Here is a 24,598-nt window from a genome sequence, read left to right on the forward strand (position 1 = left end):
GGCCGGCGGGGCCGCAGCCGTTTAGGGTTCGTTCATGGGCGAAACCGTCGAGTACGCGCAAACCCGCTACCAGCCGCCGGCGGGCGCGGCGACGCTGCTGCTGATCCGGCACGGCGCGTCCCAGCCCGCGCGGGCAGACGCACCGTTTCCGCTGGTGAACGGCCAGGGCGATCCTGAGCTCGCGCCCGAAGGGCGGCAGCAGGCCGAGCAGGTGTGCGCTCGCCTCGCCGGAGAGAGGATCGATGCGATCTACGTGACGCCCCTGCGCCGCACCCACCAGTCCGCCGCTCCCCTGGCGCTGGCCTTGGGCGTCGAGCCGAGCGTGGAGGACGACCTGCGCGAAGTCCATCTGGGCGAATGGGAAGGCGGCGCGTTCCGCAGGATGGTCGCGGAGAACGTCCCCGAGGCACAGCGGATGTGGGCCGAAGAGCGCTGGGACGCCATCCCCGGGGCCGAGTCGAACGAGTCGCTGGCCGCCCGCGTCCGCGCCGCCCTCGACCGCATCGCGGCGAAGCATGCCGGTGCGCGCGTCGCCGTCTTCACCCACGGCGGCATCATCGCGCAGGCGCTGGCGCTGGCCAGCGGCTCCCGCCCCATGGCCTTCCTGGGCGCGGACAACGCCTCGATCTCCGAGCTCGTCGTCCTCGACGGCAACTGGGCCGTCCGCCGTTACAACGACACCGGCCATCTGGACGCCCCGGCCGGCTCCGCGCTCACCTGACACCGCCTGCGAACCGGGCTTGTCAGGGGTGTGCCGTGAAGACGTGGGCGACGGCTCCGCCGGTGAAGGCGGTGGTGCTGATCGGCTGGAGGGTGAGCGGCGCGGGGAAGAGCGGCTCGCCCCCGCCGAGGACGACCGGGTGGACGAGGAGGTGGTACTCGTCGATCAGGCCGGTCCCGACCAGCGACCGGGCGAACCGCGCTCCGCCGTGGGCGAGCAGGTAGCCGTCGCGGGGCTCGTTCTTGAGCCGGGTGACGGCCTCGGTGAGGTCCCCGGCGACGATCGTCGTCTCGGCCCAGTCGGCGGAGGTGAGCGAGTTCGAGAACACGACCTTGGGGATGTCGTTCATCGGCTTGGCGAACGGCGCGGTGCTGCTGGGGTAGTAGGCGGCCATCGCCTCGTAGGAGGCGGCGCCCATGAGGTGCGCGCCGGCCTTGCCCAGGGTCTCGACGAGCCAGCCCATGGCGTCGTCGGAGCCTCCCGCGGCGATCCAGTCGCCGCTCCCGTCAGGCGGTGCGACGTAGCCGTCGAGCGAGACCGACATCTTCAGGACCAGTGAAGCCATGCGCTGCTTCCTTCCAGGGGTGGTGACGCGAGCTGCTCGCGCCCCATAGTCGATCACTCGCACGCTCAGACCGCCGGGCTTCCCGGAACTCATCGCGTTCCGCGGCGCGAAAGAGCGCCCGTTCGCCCGTGGGCGTGCCCGTTCCCCGAGGCGGCCGGTGACCTGGGCTTGGGGAGGGGCTCCCGGGGGAACGGACCCGTCATCACGGGTGCGGAGGAAGGTGCTTGGCCATGGACACCACCGGTGTCACGATCGAGCTCGGTGATGCGGCGCTGGAGGGCGACGTCGCCCTGCCGGACGAGCCCGCCGGCATGGTCCTGTTCGCGCACGGGAGCGGCAGTTCGCGGCACAGCCCGCGCAACCGCGCCGTCGCGGCCGGGCTGCACGGCGCCGGGTTCGGCACGCTGCTGGTGGATCTGCTGACCGAGGGCGAGGAGCGGCGGGACGCCGGGCTGCGGTTCGACATCGGGTTGCTGACGCGGCGGCTGGTCGGCGCCGTCGACCGGTTGAAGGAGGGGCTGGAGTCCGCCCCGCATACCTCCGGTCTGCCGATCGGCCTGTTCGGGGCGAGCACCGGGGCGGCCGGGGCGCTGGCGGCGGCGGCCGAGCGCCCCGGCGAGATCACGGCGGTGGTGTCGCGGGGCGGGCGGCCCGATCTGGCGGGGCCGGCGCTGGAGCTCGTGCGCGCGCCGGTGCGGCTGATCGTCGGCGGCGGCGACCCGCAGGTGCTGGAGCTGAACAGGCAGGCCGGGCAGCGGCTGGCCGCCGTCCACGACCTTCAGGTGGTCCCGGGGGCGAGCCATCTGTTCGAGGAGCCCGGAGCCCTGGAGAAGGTCACCGCGCTCGCCGCGGACTGGTTCCTGCGCCATCTGTCGCACTGATCGGGCGGCCGGACAAATGATCATTTCGCGGTGGAAGGTGCGATCATGGGCCTTCCGTGCGATGTGAGGTGACCCGTGACCGAGCCGATCCTCGTCCTCGCCGACGCCGGAGCGTGGGAGGCGTGGCTGGCCGAGCACCACGGCGCGCGGTCCGGCGTCTGGCTGAAGATCGCCAAGAAGGGGTCCGGCGCGACCACCGTGACGCTGCCGGAGGCCCTGGACGTCGCGCTCTGCCACGGCTGGATCGACAGCCAGCGCAAGCGCTGCGATGACACCTACTACCTGCAGCGGTACTCGCCCCGCGGCCCGCGCAGTCCCTGGTCGCAGGTGAACGTGGCCAAGGCCGAGGCGCTCATCGCGGCCGGGCGGATGCGGCCCGCCGGCTTCGCGGAGATCGAGGCGGCCAAGGCGGACGGGCGCTGGGCGGGCGCGTACGAGGCGCAGCGCAACGCCACCGTCCCGCCCGACCTCGCCGAGGCGCTGGAGCGCAGCGAGCGGGCCCGCGCGGCCTTCGAGGCGCTCGGCAAGACCGACCGCTACCTGCTGGTCCTGCCCCTGCACAAGGCGCGGACGCCCGAGAGCCGCGCCGCGCGGCTCCGGAAGGCGATCGCCGCCTTGGAGGCCGACCCTCTGTAGGGTGTGGATCGCGACCAAGTGGAGGAAGCCGGTGCGAATCCGGCGCGGTCCCGCCACTGTCACCGGGGAGCGGACCCCAGCAAGGCCACTGCGCGAGCGGGAAGGCCGGGGCGAGTGCCGATCCGGAAGCCAGGAGACTCCCTGGTCGCCGTAATCCCTGCTACACGGGGCGAGGACACCCCGGGTGAGGACGACCAGCGTGATTCTCCTGCTGTCCACTTCGGACACCGACCTGCTCAGCGCGCGCGCTAGCGGGGCCGACTTCCGGCTTGCCAACCCTGCGCGCGTCTCCCTGGACGAGCTTCCTGCTCTGGTGGACGGCGCCGACCTCATTGTGGTCCGGCTGCTCGGTGGGCGCCGCGCCTGGGAGGAGGGCCTGGACGCGCTGCTGGCCGGGCCGCGTCCCGTCGTCGTCCTCAGCGGTGAGCAGCAGCCCGACGCCGAGCTGATGGAGCTGTCCACCGTGCCCGCCGGTGTCAGCGCCGAGGCGCACGCCTACTTGGCGCATGGCGGCCCGGCGAACCTGCGGGAGCTGTTCAACTTCCTGAGTGACACCGTGCTGCTAACGGGGTTCGGTTTCAGTGCCCCCGCAGCCACCCCCACGTGGGGTCTGCTGGAGCGCGAAGCGCGCGCGGGCGACGGCCCTGTGATCGGTGTCCTTTACTACCGGGCGCATCACCTGGCCGGGAACACCGCGTTCGTCGAGGCGCTCTGCCAGGCGATCGAGGACAAGGGCGGGCGCGCGCTGCCGGTCTTCTGCGCGTCGCTGCGCACCGCCGACGCCGGGTTGCTGGAGACCCTCGGGCAGGCCGACGCGCTGGTGGTGACCGTCCTCGCGGCGGGCGGCACCAAGCCCGCGCTGGCCGGCGCGGGCGGCGACGACGAGGCGTGGGACGTCGGCGCCCTCGCCGAACTGGACGTCCCGATCCTGCAAGGCCTCTGCCTCACCAGCGAGCGGTCGGCGTGGGAGGAGAACGACGACGGTCTGTCCCCGCTCGACACCGCCACCCAGGTCGCGGTGCCCGAGTTCGACGGCCGGCTGATCACCGTCCCGTTCTCGTTCAAGCAGATCGACGAGGACGGCCTCAGCGTCTACGCCGCCGACCCCGAGCGGGCGGCGCGCGTCGCCGGGATCGCGGTGCGGCACGGCCTGCTCAGGCACGTCCCCGCGAGTGAGCGGCGCATCGCACTGATGCTCTCGGCCTACCCGACCAAGCACGCACGCATCGGCAACGCGGTCGGCCTGGACACCCCGGCGAGCGTGGTGAAGCTGCTCGCCGCGATGCGCGACGCCGGGTACGAGATCGGCGGCGAGCTGCCCGAAGAGGGCGACGCCCTCATGCACGCCCTGATCGCGGCGGGCGGCCAGGACGCCGACTGGCTCACCGAGGAGCAGCTCACCGGCAACCCCGTCCGCATCCCGGCGGCGAAGTACAAGACCTGGTACGCCACGCTGCCCGCGGACCTGCGCGAGGGCATCGAGCGGCACTGGGGGCCGCCGCCCGGCGGCCTGTTCGTCGACGACTCGCAGGATCCCGAAGGCGAGATCGTCCTGGCCGCGCTGCGGTCGGGCAACGTCGTGGTGATGGTCCAGCCGCCGCGCGGCTTCGGTGAGAACCCCGTCGCGATCTACCACGACCCCGACCTGCCGCCGAGCCACCACTACCTGGCCGCCTACCGGTGGCTGGACGGCGAGTTCGGCGCGCACGCGGTCGTGCACGTCGGCAAGCACGGCAACCTGGAGTGGCTGCCGGGCAAGGCGGCCGGGATGTCGGCGGGCTGCGGCCCCGACGCCGCCCTCGGCGACCTGCCGCTGATCTACCCCTTCCTGGTGAACGACCCGGGCGAGGGCACGCAGGCCAAGCGCCGCGCGCACGCCACCCTGGTCGACCACCTGATCCCGCCGATGGCGCGCGCCGACTCCTACGGCGACATCGCCCGGCTGGAGCAGCTGCTGGACGAGCACGCCAACATCGCCGCGCTCGACCCGGCGAAGCTGCCCGCGATCCGGGCGCAGATCTGGACGCTGATCCAGGCCGCCCGCCTGGACCACGACCTCGGCCTGGACGACCGCCCGCACGACGCCGAGTTCGACGACTTCCTGCTGCACGTCGACGGCTGGCTGTGCGAGGTCAAGGACGTCCAGATCCGCGACGGCCTGCACGTCCTCGGCACGCCGCCGGAGGGCGGGAACCGCGCCGACCTGGTGCTGGCGATGCTGCGCGCGCGGCAGATGTGGGGCGGCTCGGTGTCCCTGCCGGGCCTGCGCGAAGCGCTCGGCCTGGACGAGGAGAGCCGGGACCGCAACGAGGTCGACGCGTTCGAGGAGCAGGCGCGGGCCCTGGTGCTGGCCATGGAGGAGCGCGGCTGGGCGCCCGAGGCGGCCGACGAGATCGCCGAAGGCGCCGTCGCGGACGTGCTGCGGTTCGCCGCCACCGAGGTCGTCCCCCGGCTGGCGAGGACCACCGACGAGATCGGCATGGTGCTGCACGCCCTGGACGGCGGGTACGTCCCGGCCGGCCCGAGCGGCTCCCCGCTGCGCGGCCTGATCAACGTGCTGCCGACCGGGCGCAACTTCTACTCCGTCGACCCCAAGGCCGTGCCGTCGCGGCTGGCGTGGGAGACCGGCCGCGCGATGGCCGACTCGCTGCTGGCCCGCTACCGCGACGACACCGGCGCGTGGCCGCGCTCGGTCGGGTTGTCGGTGTGGGGCACCAGCGCGATGCGCACGTCCGGCGACGACGTCGCCGAGGTGCTGGCGCTGCTCGGCGTCCGGCCCGTCTGGGACGACGCCTCGCGCCGCGTCACCGGCCTGGAGCCGATCCCGCTCGCCGAGCTCGGCCGCCCCCGCATCGACGTGACGATCCGCATCAGCGGCTTCTTCCGCGACGCGTTCCCGCACGTGGTGGCGATGCTCGACGACGCCGTCCGGCTCGCCGCCGCGCAGGAGGAGGGCGACGACGACAACTTCGTCCGCGCCCACGTACAGGCCGACCGGGCGAGCCACGGCGACGAGCGCCGCGCCACGATGCGGGTGTTCGGGTCGCGGCCGGGCGCCTACGGGGCGGGCATCCTGCCGCTGATCGACAGCCGCAACTGGCGCGACGACTCCGACCTGGCCGAGGTGTACGCGGTGTGGGGCGGCTACGCCTACGGCCGCGACCTGGACGGCGTCCCGGCGCGCGGCGACATGGAGAACGCCTACCGGCGGATCAGCGTGGCGGCCAAGAACACCGACACCCGCGAGCACGACATCGCCGACTCCGACGACTACTTCCAGTACCACGGCGGCATGATCGCGACGGTGCGGGCGCTGACCGGGCAGGCCCCCAAGGCCTACATCGGCGACAGCACCCGGCCCGACGCGGTGCGCACCCGCACCCTGAACGAGGAGACCTCGCGGGTGTTCCGGGCCCGGGTGGTCAACCCGCGCTGGCTCGCGGCGATGCGCCGGCACGGCTACAAGGGCGCGTTCGAGCTGGCCGCGACGGTCGACTACCTGTTCGGCTACGACGCGACCGCCGGGGTCGTCGCCGACTGGATGTACGAGCAGCTCGCGCGGACCTACGCGCTGGACCCCGAGAACCAGCGGTTCTTCAACGAGTCCAACCCGTGGGCGCTGCACGGCATCACCGAGCGGCTGCTGGAGGCCGCCGACCGCAACATGTGGGAGCACCCCGAGCCGGGCACGCTGGAGGCGCTGAAGCAGCTGTACCTCCAGGTCGAGGGCGACCTGGAGGACGATGCCTAGGAGCGCTCAGTACTCCTTGACGGCGTAGCCGCCCACAATGTCGCCGAAGTCCTGGAAGTCGACGGTCTCGCCGCTCTGCTGCGCCTCCACCCGGGCCTTGTTGGTGAGCGCGAGCTCCTGGTTGGCGGTGACGTAGCCGCGCAGCTCGGACTCGTAGGCGGCGAACGCCTTCTCGTGGTCGCCGCCGGCGGCCTTCAGCTCGCCCGCCAGGACGTACGCGCCGACCATGGCCATGCTGGTGCCCTGCCCCGACAGCGGGGAGCCGCAGTAGCCGGCGTCGCCGAGCAGCACGACGCGTCCCGTGGACCAGGAGTCCATGTGGATCTGCGCCATCGCGTCGAAGTGGAAGTCGCCCGCGGCCTTCATGTACTCCAGCAGGCGGGGCAGCTCCCAGCCGACGCCGGCGAACCGCTCCAGCATGATCTGCTTCTGCGCGTCCTGGTCGCGGTAGTCGTAGTCGAGCGGCTCGGGGGACTCGAACCCGAAGTAGGCGCGCAGCTCGGTGTTGCCGCGGACGGTCATGACGCCGCCGCCCCACGACCCGCCGGGCATCTGGTGGAACATCTGCCAGCGGTCCAGGCCGAGGTAGTTGGGCGCGGCCCACACCGCCAGGTAGGTGCCGAGGTGGCGGATGTAGTCCTGCTCGGGGCCGAAGGCGAGGCGGCGGGTGTTGGAGTGCAGGCCGTCGGCGCCGACGACGAGGTCGAACTCGCGGACGGTGCCGCTGCGGAAGGTGACCTGGACGCCGCCGGCGGTCTCCTCCAGCGCGGTGATGGAGTCGCCGAACAGCCACTCGACGCCGTCGCCGGCCGAGTCGGCGAGGATCTGCGACAGGTCGTCGCGCAGGATCTCGATGTCGGGGCTCGCCAGGTCGCCGCCGGTGACGGTGTGCTCCTCGCTGCGGTAGAGCTCGTTGCCGTCGCCGTCGACCATCGACATGCCGGTCATCTGGACGCGGGCATCGCCGATCTGCTTCAGCACCCCCATCCGGGCGGCGACGTCCAGGGCGGGACCGCGCACGTCGACGGCCTGGCCGCCGCGCCGCAGCGCCGGGGTGATCTCCACGACGGCGACCTCGAAGCCGTAGCGGACGAGCCAGTGCGCGAGGGCCGGGCCGCCGACGCTGCCACCGGAGATCAGGATGCGGGTGTTCTTCATGGCCGTGCTCCTATCGGGTCGTTCTCGATGACCCGAGGTTCGCCGGGGGCGCTGACCGCCTGCTGACGGCCCGCGCACCGCCGCGGTGCGCGGGCCGGTGCGCGGCCCGTCCTGACCCGGCCCCTTGACCGCACCTCACCCGCTTTGCGGCTATCGTCGCGATCATGACGGAGGCAGGGCGCGAGATCATCGAGGGCTGCCGGGCCGCGCTCGGCGAACCGCCCCGCGCGCTCGGCGGCCGCGGCCTGCGCACCGGCGTGCCGCTCTGGCTGCGGCTGACCCGCGACGCGGCGCTGCGCGAGGTGCTGCGGCACCAGGACCTGCTGCTCGCCGAGGGCCGCGCGGTGTGGGGGTGCGTGGTGCAGGCGCCCACGGCGCTGCTGGAGCCGGGCCGGCGCGACCTGCCCGCCGTGGTCGTCTACAGCACCGACCCGGCGTTCGACGACATGCCGGGCGAGCTCCAGGAGATCGCCGCGCGGCTGTTCGCGGTGCGCGGCACCGAGCAGCCGGACCCCGGGCTGCGCGGCCTCGCCGAGATGCTCGCCGGCCGGGCGCCCGCCGCGACGCGGACGCCGCTGCCGCGCGTGCTCGTCGGCAGCCTGCCCGTCTTCGCCACGACGGTGCTGGTCGCCCGGCGGCACCTGCCCGGCGGGACGCTGGCCGCCGGGACGTTCCCGCTGCTCGTCCACCCCGGCACCGACGCCACGATGATCGTGCCGGGCCGGTTCTGGCCCGGCCGGCTGCTCCGGCTGTGGCGGGAGGCGGCGGGCCGGCCGGACTAGGGCGGGTCAGACCGAGCTGACGGCGTTGCGGCGGCGGCGGCCGACGTAGGCGGCGTCCGGCGCGGCGGACGCGGGCGGCTTGGGCTTTCGGGTCTTGCGCTCGTAGCGCGGGAACACCAGCACCGCCAGCACCGCGACCAGCACCGCCCCGGCGCGCAGCCCGAACACGACCGGGTCGCGCGGCCACGGCTCCCCGTACAGCAGCGTCGCCGACAGCAGCAGGTGGATCTTGGCGGTGACGGTGAGGACGGTGACCAGGACCGTCAGCCGGCAGCGCTGCAGGCCGATCGACAGCAGCCCGATGCCGAGCAGCCCCGAGACCAGGAAGAGCGGCGGCAGCGGGCCGGTGAGCAGCTCGCGGGCGTGCCCGCCGCGGATCCGCAGCGCCAGGCCGAGGCCGAACACCTCCGAGGTGCCGAGCATGGCGCCCGCGCCGATCCCGTAGGCGACGCCGGTCAGCCGCCGCGCGTGCCGGGCGGGCACCAGCCGGTCGCGGGCGGCGAACATCCACACCGGGATCAGCAGCGAGGGCACCACCACCGCCGCCATCTTCCACAGCGGCGGCACGGCCGGGTCGGCGGGCCGGCCGGTGACGGTGAGCGGCCCCTCGGGGACCAGCAGCACCGACAGCGCGGCGAGCACCATCGCGGCGACGGTGAGCAGCAGGGCGGCGGCCTCGCGGCGGGTCAGCCGGTCCCCGAACCGCCAGATGCCGAGCATGAGCAGGAGCGGCAGCGTGCCCGAGTACGCCGGGAGCGCGGACGCGATCGGCAGCGTGAGCAGGGCGAGGTCGGCCATCGCGAAACCCGCCATCAGCACCACGAGGCCGAGCAGCCAGCGGCGCTCGTGCAGGATGCTCCCCACGGCGATCAGCGGGCGGCGGCCGGTCAGCGGCCGCATCCGCGCGGCGGCCGACTTGAACATGACATAGGCGGCGAAGAACAGCAGTTGCGCACAGCAGGCGAGGATCACGGCGTTCACGGCACACCCCCGGGGTGGGAAGGAGCTGTGAATCGGATGTTCGCATAATGGGACGCATAGGAAATCGCCGCCAACTACGGATAATGTCGCCGATCTGTGGGTCGGACTGAGTAGCAGCCCGCCAGGGCGGATCTTGCGCACCGGAGTGAACATCGCGCGCGCCGCTTTTGCATTTCGGACAGTATGGCGTTCGGTGCGCGACGGGTAATCTGCGGGACGCCACTTCCACCCGGGCCGCGCCAGCACGCCATCTGGTCCAGGTTGGGCACACGGGGCCTCGTTTCGGCCTATCTTGGAGCGATCCCGGCCCGGCACCACCCTCGCCCGCGCCGGCGGGGGCCGCCGCCCCGTCCACAAAAGGTCAAGACCGGCCTGCACAGTTCGTTGCCCGATCACGCAGCGCAGGGAGATGATTGCGCTGCGTTCCCGATCTCAGTGTGGTGATCAAGTGACTCTCGGCCAGCCAGACCCCGCCCCGGCCGCCCGCCCGGGCCGCTCCCGCCGCGCCACCGCGCCGGCCGCGCCGGCCGTCCGGCCGTGACCGCCGCGATGGACCCGATCGGCGACCCGCTGCTGGTGGCGGGCGACCGGCGCGCCGGGCAGGCGGCCCGCCGCACCGTCCGGGACCGCGCCGCCAAGGTCGTCACCGCCGAGGAGACGCTGGACGACGTCGAGCTGATGACCGCCGAGGCCATCGCCAACGCGGTGCTGCACGGCAGCGGGCTGATCCGGATCACGGTGCGGGGCGACGACCGGCGCGTCCGGGTGGAGGTGCGCGACGAGGGCCCCGCGCCGCGCGACACCTCGGCCGGCCACCGCATCGACCACGGCCGGGGGCTCGCCGTCATCGACGCGCTGGCGGCGGAGTGGGGGCTGGAGCAGTCCCCCGAGGAGACCCACCTGTGGTTCACCGTCGAGGCGCCCGGGCCTTAGTCAGCGCAGCCGCACCGGCAGGGCGGTCAGCCCGCGGAAGCGGACGTTGGGCTGCCAGGCGGGCTCTGTGCCCGGCTCGGCCTCCCGCAGGCCCGGGAAGCGCGCGAGCAGCAGGGTGAAGGCGACCTCGGCCTCCAGCCGGGCCAGCGGGGCGCCCAGGCAGTGGTGGACGCCGTGGCCGAACGCCAGGTGGGCCGCGGCGTCCGCGCGGGTGATGTCCAGCCGGTCCGGTTCGGCGAACACCGCGGGGTCGCGGTTCGCGCCGGGCAGGGCGACGTGCACGAACTCGCCCTCGGGGATCTCGGTGCCGCCGATCGTCACGGGCTCGCCGGTGTAGCGCAGGGTGGCGATGTTGACGGGGCTCTCGTAGCGCAGGAACTCCTCGATCGCGCCGGGCAGCAGCGCGGGGTCGGCGCGCAGCGCCGCCAGCTGATCGGGGTGGCGCAGCAGCGCCTGCACGCCGCCCGCGATCAGGTTCACGGTGGTCTCGTGGCCGGCGACCATCAGCAGGAACACCATCGCGATGACCTCCTGCTCGGACAGGGCGTCGCCGTCGTCGCGGGCCTGCACCAGGGCCGACAGCAGGTCGCCCGCGGGCTCGGCGCGCTTGGCCGCCACCAGTCCCTTCAGGTAGTCGGCGGACTCCTTGAGCGCGGCGAAGAACTCCTCGCGCGAGCCCTCGCCCGCGAGCATCTTCCGGCTGCGCGACTCGAAGTGCGCCCGGTCGGCGAGCGGGACGCCGAGCAGCTCGCAGATGACCGTCATCGGGAGCGGCAGCGCGTAGGACTCGACGAGGTCGGCCTCGTCGCGCCCGTCCATCTCGTCCAGCAGCGCGGTGGCGATCTCCTCGACGCGGGGGCGCAGCTGCTGCACCCGGCGGGCGGTGAACCCCTTCTGCACCAGCTTGCGCAGCCGGGTGTGGTCGGGCGGGTCGGAGTTGAGCATGTGCGCGGACAGCCCGCCGCCGGGGGCGGGCATCTCCGCGCCGAGCCGGCGCAGGTAGCGCTGGTTCGCGCCGTCCTTGCGCAGGCGCGGGTCGGCGAGCGCGGCCCTGGCCTCGGCGTGGCCGGTGACCACCCAGCCCGCGAGGCCGCCGGGCAGGGTGACGCGGTACGCGCCGCCCGCCTCGCGCCAGCTCGCGTAAAAGGCGTAGGGGTCGGCGAAGAAGGCGTCGGCGTCGGGTGTCATCGGCGGGCTCCGTCCATACAGCTCGTATCTCGCATACAACATGTATGTGATATTCCTGATGCATGGACGCCGTCAAGCCCCGCCGGGAGATCTACGCCGAGACCACCCGCCGCGCGCTGCTGGAGACCGGCCGGCACCACTTCCTGGAGCGCGGCTACGCGTCGGTGTCGGCCGAGGAGCTCGTCCGGGCCGCCGGGCTCAGCCGCGGCGCGCTCTACCACCACTTCGACGGCAAGCAGGGCCTGTTCGAGGCCGTCTTCGAGGAGGTGCAGGAGGAGACCGCGCACCGCGTCGGGCGCGCCATGGCCGCCGCCTCAGGCCCGGCGGACCGGCAGATCATCGCCGGCCTGGAGGGCTGCCTGGACGCCTGCGCCGACCCCGCCTACCGGCGGATCGTCCTCGTCGAGGGGCCGGTCGCGCTCGGCCACGCGCGCTGGCAGGAGCTCGACCGCGCCCACCTGCGCTCGCTGCTCGCCTACTTCGTGCGGACCCTCACCGAGCACGGCGTGCTGCGGGAGCGCCCGACCGAGCTGCTCACCGCCGTGCTCCACGGCGCGCTGACCGAGCTCTCGCAGGCGGTCGCGGAGGCCGACGACCGGGCCGAGGCGCGCGAATCCGCCATCGGCATCGTGCACGCCCTGCTCAAGGGCCTGGCGTAAAAAACAACCGGCCCCTCCCCCGGCGCGGGGAGGGACCGGTTGGTCAGGCGCCGATCAGCAGGCCCCGCGACTGCAGGGCCGCCGTCAGCAAGTTCTGCACGGCGTCGAGCTTCTTGCGCACCTTGGCGACACCGACCATCCCGCCGGAGAAGCCGGAGTTGCCCAGGTGGAGCTCGATCAGCGCGGTGCCCTCCGGAGCGGAGTACACCTGCACCTTGTACTTGTAGTGCGTGGCGAGGACGCCGAGCAGCATCGCCTTGGTGCGGGTGCCCTTCTCGGCCAGTCCCACGCCCGGCGCCTCCCAGGTGAACCGGAAGCCTTCGGGCTGAAGGGTCTGCTCGAGCAGCTGGACGGCCTGGTCGGGGGTGCCGTTCAGGTGGAGCCGGACGGAATCGGTCATCGCACTTCCCAGAGGGCGTGGCGCGCCGCGGCCCGGCGGGATCGCCGGGGCGGCCGCGCCGGGGGGTGCGAGGATCATACGGTCGGCGGCTCGGTCGGCAGCAGCCGCCGCATGATCTTGCCGGTGGCGTTGCGGGGCAGCGACTCGGCGAAGTGCACGTCGCGCGGGACGGCGAAGCGGGCCAGGTGGTCGCGCACGTGCGCGCGCACCTCGTCGGCCTCCAGCTTCGTCCCCGGCTCCAGCACCAGGTGCGCCGCCAGCCGCTGCCCGAACTCCTCGTCGGGCACGCCGACCACGACCGCCTCGCGCACCTCGGGCATCCGCAGCAGGACCTCCTCGACCGCGCCGGGGAAGATGTTCTCGCCGCCCGACACCACCATGTCGTCGTCGCGGCCGTCCACGAAGAGCCGGCCCGCCGCGTCCAGGTGGCCGAGGTCGCCGAGGCTCATCATGCCGTCGAGCATCTCCTTGGTGCCGCCGTTGGTGTAGCCGGCGAACAGCAGGTCGTTGGCGGCGAAGATGCGGCCGGTGGTGCCCACCGGGACCGGCTCGCCGTCGGCGTCCAGGATCGCCACCCGGGTGCCCGGCGGGGGCGTGCCCGCGGTGTCGGGGCTGACGCGCAGGTCCTCGGGGGTGGCGATGGTGACCCAGGACGCCTCCGTCGACCCGTACAGGTTGTACAGCACGTCCCCGAACGCGTCCATGAACGCGGTGGCGAGCGCGCCGGGCAGCGCCGAGCCGCTGACCGCGGTGATCCGCAGGTCCACCGGGCGCGGCCGGGCCGCCGGCGGCAGCTCCATCACGCGCTGCAGCATCACCGGCACGGCGACCAGCGCGGTGCAGCCGTGCGTGCGCAGCGCGCGGACGGTGCCCTCGGGATCGAACTTGCGCTGCAGCACGATCGTGGCGCGCAGCGAGATCGCCGTCTGCAGCATCGCGTAGCCCCAGGTGTGGAACAGGGGCGCCTCGATCATGACCCGCTCGTGCACCCGGAACGGGATGCGCGACAGGATCGAGGCGAGCGGGGTCAGGCCGGGCTTGGAGTGCCGGTCGGCGCCCTTCGGCGTACCGGTGGTGCCCGAGCTCAGCATGATGGTGCGGCCGGCCAGCGCGGGCGGGACGACGGTGGCGTCCGGCGCCCCGGCGATCACCGACTCCAGCTGGGCGCCGGAGGTGATGACGCGCACCTTCTCCGGCACCGCCTCCAGGAAGTCGGCGAACTCGGGGTCGGCGATCACGACCTCGACGTGCTGGCGCTCCAGCACCGCCAGCAGCTGCTCGGCGCTCATCCCGGTGTTGAGCAGGACCAGGTCGGCGCCGCGCTTGCTGCAGGCGACGAGCGTCTCGATCATCCAGCGGTGGTTGCGGCACAGCACCGCGATCCGCGACGGCTCGCCGTAGCGGCCGAGCGCGAGGGCGAGCCGGTCGGTGCGCCGGTCGACCTCGGCGTAGGTCAGCGCGCCCTCGTCGTCGATGATCGCGACACGGCCGGGGTCGCGGGCCGCCGCCGAGGCCCAGGTGCCGCCGAGCAGGGTGCCCCAGCGGCGCAGCGCGCCGAGCTGGCGGGCCACCCGGGCCGGCGGGCCGGGGCGCCACAGCCCGCTGCGCGCGAACATGCCACCCGTGCGGGCGACCGTCCGTGTCCGGTCGCCGATCCGCGCTGGTCCGATCATGATCCGTCACCGTCCCGCTTGGTCGTTTCCGCGACGCTATGGGGTGGTGCGGCTCCGGCACTTCACCGCGCACCCAGGGCTTTGGGGCGTTATTTATCAGGCATCTCACAATTGCCCGATATCTTCCGCTTTTGCGCCGGAAACACCGCCGTATTGAAATGCGGCGCGGCGGCGTTAGGGTGACGGGCATGACGGGCGCGCAGACCGGGCGGCGGCGATTCCGCCGGCTCCCCTCCGGGCGCCGGCGCGAGGAGATCATCAGCGCGGCCGCGGCGATGTTCGGCGCCCGCCCCGAGCACGAGGTGACGATCGACGACGTCGCCGCCGCCGCGGGCACGTCCCGCTCGTCGGTCTACCGCTTCTTCGACGGCCGCCAGGAGCTGTACGGGGCCGTCGCGCGCCGCGTCGGCGACGAGCTGCTCGAGCGCATGCACCGGGTCACCGACGGGCCGCCGTCCCTGCTGCTGCGGGCCCGCCTGGGGATCTACTTCGACTTCGTCGCCGAGAACGCCGGCGGCTGGGGCGGCGTGCTCGGCTCGGGCGCCGCGCACGCCGCCGAGGCCGCGCAGACCGTGCTGCAGGAGGTCCGCGACCGGGCCTGCGCGCTGACGCTGGCCACGCTCGGCGCGGAGGAGGCCTCACCGGTGCTGCGCGGCACCGTGCAGGCGTGGATCACCGGGGTGGAGTGGGCGAGCGCCGAGTGGGCGCGCACCGGCCGGCCCGAGCGCGCCGAGCTGGAGCGGCTGCTGGCCGCACACCTGGCCGGCATGCTCGTCGGCGCCGCCGCCCTGGACCCCGGCGCCGCCGAGCGGCTGGCGTGGCTGGCGCACCAGGAGCCGGCCGACTCCTCGTTCGGGACGCTGGTGCGGCTCATCGGCCACCGGGTCGGCGGGCGCGAGCTGACCAACCTCGCCCGCTTCCTCGGGCACGGCTAGCCGGCCGGCACCTCCCGGCGGGCGCGCAGGATCATCTCCAGCTCCAGGCAGCGGCGCGGATCCTGCAGGTCGTCGCCGAACAGCTCCTCCAGGTGCCGCAGCCGGTACCGGACCGTCTGCGGGTGGACGTGCAGCCGGTTGCCCGCCTCGGTCGCGTTGAAGTTGTTCTCCAGCAGCGACAGCAGCGTCTCGGCCAGCCGGTCGGCCTGCACCGGCGACAGGCCGCGCAGCGGCGCCAGCCGGGAGTCGGCGGCGTGCTCGATGAGGTCCTCGGCCATGAAGATGACCAGCGTCGGGACATGGTCCATGGTGCGGATCACCTCCTCGTCGCCGATCCGGCCGCGGCGGGCCAGCGCCAGCGCCTCCCGGGCCCAGCGCAGCGACTCGGCGGCGCGCCCGACCGGCACGGTCGGGCCGACCACGACGGTCCACTCGCGCAGCAGCGACTCCAGCAGCCGGTCCCGGCCGGGCCCCTCGGGATCGGGCAGCAGCAGGCACGGCTCGGCGCGGGCGAAGTCGACCAGCACCTCGCGGGGCAGCGCGGGCGGGCGGACGCCGGCGTCCTCGCGCGGGTGCAGCGCGACGGCCGCGACGGTGCGCGGCACCGGCCAGCCGGCGTCCTTGGCGGCGGCCGCGACCTCGGCGGCGTCGCCGTCGCCGAGCAGCGTGCGCAGCAGCCGGACCCGGTGCCGGTGCACCGCCTCCTCGCTGCCGGCCGCCTCGGTCTCGTAGCCGTGCCCGACCTCGGCGGCGACGGCGTCCATGTAGGCGAACTGGGCGTCGGCGATCAGGCCGAGCGTGCGCCGGTCGACCTCCAGGGTCTCGGCGAGCGCGGTGAGGGTGCGCCACGTCGCGCGCGCCGCGCGGCGCATCGCCCGGTGCATCTCCTCCAGGTCGCGGCCCCGGATCGCCATCTCCCGGCCGACCTCACGGTACAGCTCGGCGATGCGCGGCCACGCCCGGGCCGGGTCCTCCAGCAGGTCGTAGAAGTGCTTCAGCCCCTCCACGATGCCGGTGCGCAACTGCACCGCATCCGCCTCGTCCGGTTCGGTGACCAGGTCGGCGAGCAGGTCGTCGGCCGCGGCGCCGACCCACGGGCGCATCCGCGCGACCAGGTCGCGCGGGATCGCCGCGAAGGGCCGGGTGTCGAGCTCAGGACGTGTCATCGGACGGCTCCCCTGTGCCAGCGGACCACTGTGAAACCCCGGGTCTCACAAGAATGCCGCAACCGCCGCCGCCCTTGATTGTCAATGAAGCGCACACCTTTCCCGGCGGATCGCAACCAAGGTTGATAACCGCCTTACGGAACGCGCTGTCCCAGTACCTCGGCATCGTCGGTCATCCGGTCGCCGTTCGCCCCGTGCCGGGCGTGCAGGATCAGCTCCATCTCCAGGCAGCGGCGCGGATCGCGCAGGTCGTCGCCGAACAGGCCCTCCAGCTGCCGCAGCCGGTACCGGACGGTCTGCGGGTGCACGCGCAGCCGCTTGCTCGCCCGCGCCGCGTTGAAGTTGTTCTCCAGCAGCGCCAGCAGCGTCCTGGTCAGCCGGTCGCGCTGCGCGGGCGCCAGGCCGCGCAGCGGCGCGAGCCGGGTGACGGCGGCGTCGGCGATCAGCTCCCCGGCCCGGAACACCACCAGCGCGGGCAGGTTCTCGGCGCTGCGCACCACGCCGGCGTCGGGGATGGCGCCGCGCTGCGCGAGCGTCAGGGTGTCGCGCGCCCAGCGCAGCGACTCGCACGCGCGGACCAGCGGGACGGCCGGTCCCATGGCGACGACCCAGTCCTCGGTGAGCGGCTCCAGCAGCGCGGCGCGGCCGTCGGGATCGGGCAGCAGCATGTGCGGCTCGGGCCGCCCGAAGTCGACGAGCAGATCATCGGGGACGGGCAGCCGCGCCGCGCTCCCGCGCCGCCGCCGCACCGCGACCGCCGCGACCGTGCGCGGCAGCGGCCACCGCGCCTGCCGCGCCAGCGCGCCGATGACGCGCGGGTCGGCGGGCGGGTCGGCCAGGAGCAGCGCGAGCAGCCGGGCCCGGCGCAGCCGCGCCGTCTCGACGGCGTCGCGCGCCTCGGCCTGGTAGCCGGCGGTGACCACGGACGTCACCGCGTCCAGATAGCTGAACTGCGCCTCGACCAGCAGGCTCAGCAGGTTCGTGGCGGAGGGGGCCTGCGTCCCCTCTCCCTTCTCCAGCAGATCGCTGAAGGCGGTGATGCCGCGCCAGGCCGCGAGCGTCGACCGGCGCAGCGCCTGGTGGGTCTCGGCCGGGTCGCGGCCGTCGCGCGCCATCCGCCGGCCGATGGCGCGGTAGAAGGTGGCGACCCGGTCCCAGCCGGTGCCGGGGTCCTCCAGCAGGTCGCAGAAGTGCCCGAGGCCGGTCTCGATCGCCGCGCGCAGGTCGCCCGCGTCGACGCCGGGCGCCGTCCGCCCGTCGTCCAGCATCTCGTGCAGCAGCTCGTCCGCCACGGTGCCGATCGCTCCGCGCAGCCGGGTGCCCACCCAGTCGGGAATGGCGGCGAACGGCCGGGCGTCCAAAGGCGTCGTGGTCACTTCGACACTCCCCCCAAATAAGGCGTGATCTGCAACGTAGACAAGGATCACGTAACAGGGGCCCGGCCGATTGTGCTGAGGGGAATACCTTTGGGCCGTCAGTCTCCATCTCGCTGACAAGACCAGGCGGTCACTGACAAAAAGCGCCGTAAACCTCCCACGACCGAAAAAACGCCGACACCCGCCCGCCTTCCGGCGAACGGGTGCCTGCGTCCGCCAGGGTGACGGATCCGTTTCATTCCGTAGTGTCACGGCAGTTCATTGACGCCGCCGGATGCGGTCCGCCGCGCAGGCCGCACGAGGCCCGGCAGGCGGTCGATGTGACGAGAGTCACCCGTGAGCTGCGGCGTCTCCGGCGGACCAGGCAGCGGCCGGCCTATCAGCGGCAGAGATCGAAAACCGCCCGCCGCCTTTCCTTGAAGATCGCCCCGGCGTACTCGGCCGGCTCCATAGCCCAACCGACAATGGCGTCGAAGCGCTGGCAGGAACGTTCCCGGACTTCACCGGCCCCGGAAATGCCGGAGCACCCGCCCGCCGGAGGAGAGGCGCGTTCTCCTGCGACGGACGGGTGCTCCGTTTCGGCGCGGTGGACGACCCGCGCCGAGCCTGGGGGCTCCTGCTAGGACTTGGTGGTCTTGCAGGAGGCGGCGTCGTTGAACGCCGCGCCGAGCTTGGGGTTGCTGGCCTTCAGGTCGTCGGCCGGCCCGTGGTAGGTGGCCGACTTGGCCATCACCTTGGACAGCTTCTGCATCTCGGCCTGCAGCGCGCCCTTGTTCTCGACCTTGACCTTCGCCAGCCTGACGCGGGCCTGCTCCAGCGAGGTGCGGGTGGCGCGCAGGTTGGCCAGGGCCTTGTCGACCGACGCCTGCCCGCCCTCGACCGGCGGCGAGCCGACGCCCTGCAGGTTCGCCTCCATCGACTTCAGCCGGGACGCCACGTCGTCCAGGAACGTCACGATGTTCTTCCGGTAGACCTTGACGTCGGAGCTGACCGCCGGCAGCGCCAGCTTGGCCGTGCTCTGGTTCACGGTGTCGCAGACCTTCGCGGCCCAGGCGACCTCGGGACCCTTGGGCGCGGCCTTCTTGTCGTCCGAGCCGCAGCCGGCGACCGACGCGACGGCGGTGGCCGCCAGCGTGAGGGTGATGATGAGGCGCTTCATCGGGTGCTCCTTCAGCAATTCGGGGTGGGTGCCTTGCCGGCGAATCTGTCGGCGATGAAGGTCAGTGCGTCGGCGTTGCCGCGCGCGACGCCGGTGATGTGGTCGACGTCGTAGGTCTGCCAGGTGTCCTGGACGCCGAGCGCGCAGTACTTGTCACGCAGCTTCTTGTCCTGGTCGAAGTCGACGATGTCGTCCTTGGTGCCGTGGTAGTGGAACACCGGCGCCTTGATCGGCGCGCTGCCGAGCCTGTTCTCGACGACCCGCGACTGCCAGGGCTTGTCGGAGAAGGGCGACTTGGTCATGTACTTCGACATCTGCTTGTTCTTGTAGTCGGTGAGCAGCTCCAGCGTGCAGGCGTCCTTGTTCAAGGAGGCGAACAAGGCGCGCCCGTCCTCATTGAGGTAGGAGTCGAGCTTCAGCTCGGGGTAGGCGTTGTCCAGGCCGATCATGGCGTCGAACAGGAAGCCCGAGCCGCGCAGGCCGTTCAGCGGCAACGCGACCTGCACCAGGTCGGCCGGCACGCCGCCGCCGACGACGCCGACGAGCTTCAGCTCGGGCGCGTAGGTCGGCTGGAGCTGCCCGGCCCACATCGAGGCGCCGCCGCCCTGGGAGTAGCCGCGGAACACCACCGGCGCGTTCGCCGACAGGCCCGTGGCGGACAGCCGCTGCGCGGCGCGCACGCCGTCCATCAGCGCGGGGCCCATCGACCGGCCCGTCATGTAGGTGGTCTTGGGGTCGGTGTGGTAGCCCTCGTAGTCGGTGACGGCGACGGCGTAGCCGGCCTTCAGCATCCCGTTCAGCGCGGCCTGCTCGTAGAAGGCGCCCTGGTCGATGAACTTCGACGGCGCGCAGCGGAACGCCGGGCCGCTGGTGCCGGGCCCGAAGCCGACGATCGGCGTGGTGGCGGGGTCGCCGTCCTTGGGCACCAGGACCGTGCCGGTCACCACGTTGGGCTTGCCGAGGCCGTCGGTGGACAGGTACATGACCTGCCAGGCGTTGGCGAGCGAGCGGGCGGCCGGCGGGCCGGCCTTGGACGGGCGCCAGCGGATGATGTCGCCGGGCTTGCCCTCGGGCAGCGGGCTCGGCGGCGTGTAGAACTCGTCCCCGGCGGGTGCCGGGTCGCCCGGCGCGGCGGCCTGGTAGGGCGACCGGACGGGCGCCGCGACGGCGGCCGTCACCGAGCCGGCGCACAGCGACACCGCGAGCGCCAGTGGCGCGAGGACCCGGCCGGACCGGGAGAGCATTCCGTTCATCGGTCGAACCTCCTTCACTTGGCCTTGGGGGTGAGCTGCAGGTCCAGGGTGTTGCCCGGACCGGTGATCGAGGAGCCGAGCAGCCCGGTCAGCGGGCCGCAGTCCTTGAGCGCGGCCAGGTCGTAGCCGCCCTTGATGCGGCCCCCGGCGGCGGCGTCGAACGCCCCCTCCGAGGTGAGCGTCACCTCGGACGGGGTGGTGGTCTGGCACTTGTCCCCGCCGCCGAGCGGGAGGCCGAACAGGGTGAACGACGACAGCCTGGTCAGGATGGAGACCCTGCCGGTGAGAGCGCCGCCCTTGAGCGTTCCGGTGGCCTTGTCCTGCGCCTCCGGCCGGACGGTCGCCTCGACCGGCAGGAAGCCGAACACCTTGAAGGTGCCCTTGGTCTGGTCGAGGGCGAGCGCCGCGGTGAAGGCGCCCGCGGCGTCCAGGTCGGCCTGCGCGGCGCCGGTGATCGGCAGGTTCCCGCCGGCCGCCTTGATCAGGCTGGTGCCCTTGACGTCGTAGTCGTGGTGCGAGCCGGTCCCGCCACCGCCGCCACCGATCTGGACGGTCGCCAGCGTGGGGTCCTGGCCGGGCTCGACGGTGCACTCGGACTCGAAGGTGTCCAGCCCGCTCAGGGTGCCGTCGGACAGCCGCGGCGTCAGCGTCAGCAGCAGGTCACCGACGTTGATCTTGGCGGTGCCGGGCTTGCTGAACTTGATCGCCGGGGACTTGCCGTGCGCGTTCACGGCGAACCCGCCGGAGGCGGGCAGCTCGGTCTTCTCCAGGGTGGTGGGCACCTTGACCTCGACGTCGCCCTGCGGCGCCGCCACCGTCGCCTTCGCGCCGGCGGTGCCCTCCAGGGTGACCGTGCCGACCTCGCGCAGGCCCTGGGCCGACTTGGCGCCGACCTGGGCGACCGCGTCCACCACGATCGGCGGGAGGAAGGAGCCGACCTCGGCCTGCTTGGGGACGTCGGACTTCATCGACACGGTGACCAGCTGCGGACCCAGCAAGGGGAACTGGCACTGGTACCGCAGTGTCAGCGACACCGGGTCCGCTGATGCCGGGCCGCCGCACACGGTCAGGCCCGCCAGGGCCAGACCGGTGGCGGCCAGGATGGACTTGACTCTCACGTGCTACCTCTCGCTGGGTTCGTTTCCGCTACGCCGGGGGCGGCGCCGGGGGACTAGCTCTTGGGGGACAGGGTCAGGTCGATGGTGTTGCCGGCGCCCTTGGTGAAGGCGCTGAGCAAGGGGGTGAGCGCGCCGCAGTCCTTGATCTCGGACAGGTCGTAGGTGCCCTTGATCCGACCGCCCTTCAGTGGCTCGAACCCGCCGGGCTCGGAGGTCAGCGTGATGTCGGACGGGGCGGCGGTCCGGCAGTTCTCACCGCCACCGATCGAGATACCGAACAGGGAGAAAGCCGGCAGCTTTGCGGTCACCCTGGAGTGCGCGGTGAGCGTGCCGGACTTCAACGTGCCGGTCGTCTCACCCTCGGGCACCAGCACGATGCCGGCCTGCACCGGCAGGAAACCGAAGATCTTGAAGTCGCCCTTGGTCGGCTGGAGCGCCAGGTCCGCGGTGAACTCGCCCGTCAACGGCTTCAGCTTCGCCTCCACGGTGCCGTCCAGCGCCGCGGTCCCGTTCGGGGCCTTGACGAACGTCGACCCCTTCAGCGTGTACCGGTAGTCCATGGGCGCACTGGTGCTCGACTGGGTGTGCACGGTGATCGCCAGCGGGGTGGACTTGCGGTCGTTCTCCCCTGTGGCCCGCACCGTGAAGGTGTAGCCGGTGTCCGGGGACAGCCCGGTGATCGTGGCCGTGGTGGTCTTGGCATCGGTGCTCGCCACGACCTTGCCCGCGGCGTCATAGACCTCGTAGCCGGCCAGATCGCCGTTGAGGTAACCCACCAGCTCGGGGTCGACCATCGCCTGCCAGGTCAGGGTCGCCGTGGTGTCGGTGGTGACACCGGCTCCGTTGACCGGCGGCGACAGTTCGCCATGGTGGATGCCGCCGGGATTGGGATCGGGGACGGGGTCGGCCGGCGCGATCTCGGGCAGGGTGAAGGAGGTGTTCTGGCCGGGCAGCACTGTGCATCTGATTTTGCCGAAAGCTTCAGGAAGCGGGACCTCCGGAGCGGTCCGCACGCTGTTCGCCAGGTTCAGCACCAGATCGCCCAGGTCGAACTTGGCGGGCCCGGGCTCGGCCAACCTGACAGGAGGGATGAAGCCCGTCCCCTTCAGGCCGGACGGCGTCTCCTCCAGCGCGAGCGGCACCCCGAAGGACACCTCACCTTGCGGCGCGGAAAGCATGGCCTCCAGCCTCGCCGTTCCCCGCAGTTGCTCGATGCCGGCCTGCTCGAAAGCTGCCTGCGTCGTCTCGTTCACTGCGGCCAGCATGTCGACCCGGATCTTGGGGGTGGGGACGCCCACCTGGATCGATCGGGGGAAGTCCACGTTGAACTTGGCGACCATGGTCTGCTCGGGTACCAGCGGGAACGCACAGCTGTACTTCAGAGTCATCGACGCGGGGTCCGCCGACGCGGGGCCTGCGGTCACGACACCGAGCGCACCGGCGGCCAGGCTGCAGGCGACGGCTGCCACCCGCAGTCCGGTCGTTCCTGGCCTGTTTCTCACCGGGTCGCCTTTCGGAGGGGAGCTTCGCTCGGTCGCTTCATCGGCACGGGATCGCATGGGCTACTTCCCGAGGGTCAGGACAGCGTCGACGGTGTTGCCGGCGCCCTTGGTGAAGGCGCTGAGCAAGGGGGTGAGCGCGCCGCAGTCCTTGATCTCGGACAGGTCGTAGGTGCCCTTGATCCGACCGCCCTTCAGTGGCTCGAACCCGCCGGGCTCGGAGGTCAGCGTGATGTCGGACGGGGCGGCGGTCCGGCAGTTCTCACCGCCGCCGATCGAGATACCGAACAGGGAGAAAGCCGGCAGCTTGGCGGTCACCCTGGAGTGCGCGGTGAGCGTGCCGATCTTCAACGTGCCGGTCGTCTCACCCTCGGGCACCAGCACGATGCCGGCCTGCACCGGCAGGAAACCGAAGATCTTGAAGTCGCCCCTGGTCGGCTGGAACGCCAGGTCCGCGGTGAACTCGCCCGTCAACGGCTTCAGCTTCGCCTCCACGGTGCCGTCCAGCACCGCGGTCCCGTTCGGAGCCTTGACGAACGTCGAACCCTTCAACGTGTATCCGTACTTCACCGTGCCGGAGGTCATGCTGATCGTCAGGGGGTCGGACCTGTTGCCCCTGGCGTCCTTGGCCCGCACCGTGAAGACGTAGTCCCGGCCGGGCTCCACCCCGGTGATCGTGGTCGTGGTGGTCTTGGCGTCGGTGACCGCCACGACCTTGCCGGTGGCGGCGTCGTAGACCTCGTAGCCCGCCAGGTCGCCGTCGATGTCGGTGGCCGCGTCCCACGACAGGATCACCGAGTCCGCGGAGGCGGTGATGGTCCCGTTGGCGGGGGCGGAGGGGGCGTGGTTCCCCAGCGGGGACGGCTGGGTGGTCACGTTGACGGCTTCGGAGGCCGCGGAGAAGTTGCCCGCCTTGTCCCTGGCCCGCACCGTGAAGGTGTAGCCGGTGTCCGGGGACAGCCCGGTGATCGTGGCCGTGGTGGTCGCGGCGTCGGTGGACACCAGGACCTTGCCGTCGGCGCCGAGGACGTCGTAGCCCGCCAGATCGCCGTCGGCATCGGTCGACGCACCCCACGTCAGCGTCGCCGACTCCGAGGTGGTGGTGCCCGACGGCCGGCCCGGCGTGGTCGGCGGGATGCCGAAGCCGTAGCCGACCTGGAACTCGGCGAAGACGATGCTCTGGCCCGGCTGGACCGTGCACGCGATGGCGTGGACGTCGGCGGCCGGGTCGTCGATCTTCACTTCGTTGCCGGCGGTGTCGCGCGGGGTGATGTCCAGCGTCATGTCGCCCAGGACGATCCTGCCGGGGCCGGGCTTACGGAGCGCGATCATCGGCTTGAAGACCTGCGGCGGGGCGTCGCCCACCGTGACCGGCACCCCGAGCGTCACGGTGCCGCTCGGCGCCTCCAGCTTGGCCGCCAGCTTTCCGGTGCCGTTCGCCGTCTTGGCCCCCACCCGCTCCAGCGCGGACCAGAACGCCGCGTTGAGGGTGGCCACGGCCTCGAACTCGGGCTTGAAGGAGGCCGTGGTCGAGACCACCTTGGGAACGTCCCCCTTCACCTTGACGACGATGTCCTGCTCCCCGACCAGCGGGAGGAGGCACCGGTACTTCAGGGTCATCGACACGGGGTCCGCCGACGCGGGGCCTGCGGTCACGACACCGAGCGCACCGGCGGTGAGGACGCCGGCCACGCTCACGGCCAGGGACGACCTGAGCATTCCTGAGATGTCTCTCATGTTTCACCTCTCGCGGGGCTACACAGG

21 protein-coding genes and 1 riboswitch are annotated in these 24,598 nt (G+C 72.7%); of the genes, 8 read left to right on the plus strand and 13 right to left on the minus strand.

Annotation, left to right across the window (positions count from 1 at the left end; genetic code table 11):
• Nucleotides 1-34: 34 nt before the first annotated feature.
• Complete coding sequence (locus ACRB68_RS14045) at nt 35-721, plus strand: histidine phosphatase family protein (protein WP_153532932.1); 687 nt, start codon at nt 35-37, stop codon at nt 719-721.
• 22 nt (nt 722-743) lie between these two features.
• Here the strand turns inward: ACRB68_RS14045 and ACRB68_RS14050 are convergent, their stop codons facing one another.
• Nucleotides 744-1,286 (minus strand): dihydrofolate reductase family protein, encoded by a 543-nt coding sequence (locus ACRB68_RS14050; RefSeq protein ID WP_153532933.1) that lies wholly within the window; start codon nt 1,284-1,286, stop codon nt 744-746.
• A gap of 230 nt (nt 1,287-1,516) precedes the next feature.
• Between ACRB68_RS14050 and ACRB68_RS14055 the strand changes: the two genes are divergently transcribed.
• From ACRB68_RS14055 to cobN, 3 genes are all read left to right on the plus strand, one after another.
• The gene (locus tag ACRB68_RS14055) at nt 1,517-2,167 is read left to right on the plus strand and encodes a dienelactone hydrolase family protein (RefSeq protein ID WP_153532934.1); all 651 of its coding nucleotides are present in this window, start codon (nt 1,517-1,519) and stop codon (nt 2,165-2,167) included.
• A gap of 75 nt (nt 2,168-2,242) precedes the next feature.
• Nucleotides 2,243-2,803: a YdeI/OmpD-associated family protein gene (locus ACRB68_RS14060; RefSeq protein WP_328594185.1), complete on the plus strand. Its 561-nt coding sequence runs from the start codon at nt 2,243-2,245 to the stop codon at nt 2,801-2,803.
• A riboswitch (cobalamin riboswitch) is annotated at nt 2,796-2,963 on the plus strand. Its footprint overlaps the gene before it by 8 nt.
• A gap of 24 nt (nt 2,964-2,987) precedes the next feature.
• Complete coding sequence (gene cobN / locus ACRB68_RS14065) at nt 2,988-6,554, plus strand: cobaltochelatase subunit CobN (protein ID WP_328594187.1); 3,567 nt, start codon at nt 2,988-2,990, stop codon at nt 6,552-6,554.
• Between the two features lie 6 nt (nt 6,555-6,560).
• Here the strand turns inward: cobN and ACRB68_RS14070 are convergent, their stop codons facing one another.
• The gene (locus ACRB68_RS14070; protein WP_153532936.1) at nt 6,561-7,712 is read right to left on the minus strand and encodes an FAD-dependent monooxygenase; all 1,152 of its coding nucleotides are present in this window, start codon (nt 7,710-7,712) and stop codon (nt 6,561-6,563) included.
• A 164-nt stretch (nt 7,713-7,876) separates the two neighbouring features.
• Here ACRB68_RS14070 and ACRB68_RS14075 point away from each other — a divergent pair, with 164 nt between their 5' ends.
• A complete protein-coding gene (locus ACRB68_RS14075; protein ID WP_153532937.1) occupies nt 7,877-8,494 on the plus strand; it encodes a hypothetical protein in 618 nt (205 codons plus the stop codon).
• Nucleotides 8,495-8,500: 6 nt separating this feature from the next.
• Here ACRB68_RS14075 and ACRB68_RS14080 read toward each other — a convergent pair whose 3' ends face one another.
• A complete protein-coding gene (locus ACRB68_RS14080) occupies nt 8,501-9,475 on the minus strand; it encodes a hypothetical protein (protein WP_153532938.1) in 975 nt (324 codons plus the stop codon).
• Nucleotides 9,476-10,012: 537 nt separating this feature from the next.
• Here ACRB68_RS14080 and ACRB68_RS14085 point away from each other — a divergent pair.
• Nucleotides 10,013-10,408, plus strand: coding sequence for an ATP-binding protein (locus tag ACRB68_RS14085; RefSeq protein ID WP_328594188.1), 396 nt, complete (start codon nt 10,013-10,015; stop codon nt 10,406-10,408).
• On the opposite strand, the gene ACRB68_RS14090 is transcribed toward ACRB68_RS14085, so the two are convergent.
• A complete protein-coding gene (locus ACRB68_RS14090) occupies nt 10,409-11,596 on the minus strand; it encodes a cytochrome P450 family protein (protein WP_153532939.1) in 1,188 nt (395 codons plus the stop codon).
• Between the two features lie 62 nt (nt 11,597-11,658).
• Between ACRB68_RS14090 and ACRB68_RS14095 the strand changes: the two genes are divergently transcribed.
• Complete coding sequence (locus ACRB68_RS14095; protein WP_153532940.1) at nt 11,659-12,255, plus strand: TetR/AcrR family transcriptional regulator; 597 nt, start codon at nt 11,659-11,661, stop codon at nt 12,253-12,255.
• Between the two features lie 43 nt (nt 12,256-12,298).
• On the opposite strand, the gene ACRB68_RS14100 is transcribed toward ACRB68_RS14095, so the two are convergent.
• A complete protein-coding gene (locus ACRB68_RS14100) occupies nt 12,299-12,655 on the minus strand; it encodes a hypothetical protein (RefSeq protein WP_153532941.1) in 357 nt (118 codons plus the stop codon).
• 74 nt (nt 12,656-12,729) lie between these two features.
• Entirely contained in the window at nt 12,730-14,328 is a 1,599-nt protein-coding gene (locus ACRB68_RS14105; protein WP_153532942.1) for an AMP-binding protein, read from the minus strand.
• Between the two features lie 188 nt (nt 14,329-14,516).
• Here ACRB68_RS14105 and ACRB68_RS14110 point away from each other — a divergent pair, with 188 nt between their 5' ends.
• Complete coding sequence (locus ACRB68_RS14110; protein WP_194293313.1) at nt 14,517-15,263, plus strand: TetR/AcrR family transcriptional regulator; 747 nt, start codon at nt 14,517-14,519, stop codon at nt 15,261-15,263.
• Here the strand turns inward: ACRB68_RS14110 and ACRB68_RS14115 are convergent.
• From ACRB68_RS14115 to ACRB68_RS14145, 7 genes are all read right to left on the minus strand, one after another.
• On the minus strand, nt 15,260-16,429 hold the full coding sequence (locus ACRB68_RS14115) for a PucR family transcriptional regulator (protein ID WP_153532944.1): 1,170 nt from the start codon (nt 16,427-16,429) through the stop codon (nt 15,260-15,262). The two genes, ACRB68_RS14110 and ACRB68_RS14115, sit on opposite strands and share 4 nt — an antisense overlap.
• A 134-nt stretch (nt 16,430-16,563) precedes the next feature.
• Entirely contained in the window at nt 16,564-17,805 is a 1,242-nt protein-coding gene (locus tag ACRB68_RS14120; RefSeq protein ID WP_328594190.1) for a helix-turn-helix domain-containing protein, read from the minus strand.
• Nucleotides 17,806-18,424: 619 nt separating this feature from the next.
• Nucleotides 18,425-18,964 carry a hypothetical protein gene (locus tag ACRB68_RS14125; protein ID WP_153532945.1) on the minus strand — a complete coding sequence of 180 codons (540 nt, stop codon included), beginning with the start codon at nt 18,962-18,964 and terminating at the stop codon, nt 18,425-18,427.
• A gap of 11 nt (nt 18,965-18,975) precedes the next feature.
• Nucleotides 18,976-20,217 (minus strand): lipase family protein, encoded by a 1,242-nt coding sequence (locus ACRB68_RS14130; RefSeq protein WP_153532946.1) that lies wholly within the window; start codon nt 20,215-20,217, stop codon nt 18,976-18,978.
• Nucleotides 20,218-20,231: 14 nt separating this feature from the next.
• A complete protein-coding gene (locus ACRB68_RS14135; RefSeq protein WP_328594192.1) occupies nt 20,232-21,335 on the minus strand; it encodes a DUF6801 domain-containing protein in 1,104 nt (367 codons plus the stop codon).
• A gap of 53 nt (nt 21,336-21,388) precedes the next feature.
• Nucleotides 21,389-22,894: a fibronectin type III domain-containing protein gene (locus ACRB68_RS14140; protein WP_153532947.1), complete on the minus strand. Its 1,506-nt coding sequence runs from the start codon at nt 22,892-22,894 to the stop codon at nt 21,389-21,391.
• A gap of 3 nt (nt 22,895-22,897) precedes the next feature.
• The gene (locus ACRB68_RS14145; protein ID WP_153532948.1) at nt 22,898-24,571 is read right to left on the minus strand and encodes a fibronectin type III domain-containing protein; all 1,674 of its coding nucleotides are present in this window, start codon (nt 24,569-24,571) and stop codon (nt 22,898-22,900) included.
• Nucleotides 24,572-24,598: the final 27 nt, after the last annotated feature.

Origin of the sequence: Actinomadura macrotermitis (genome assembly GCF_009604375.1) — a bacterium.
GTDB lineage: Bacteria > Actinomycetota > Actinomycetes > Streptosporangiales > Streptosporangiaceae > Spirillospora > Spirillospora macrotermitis.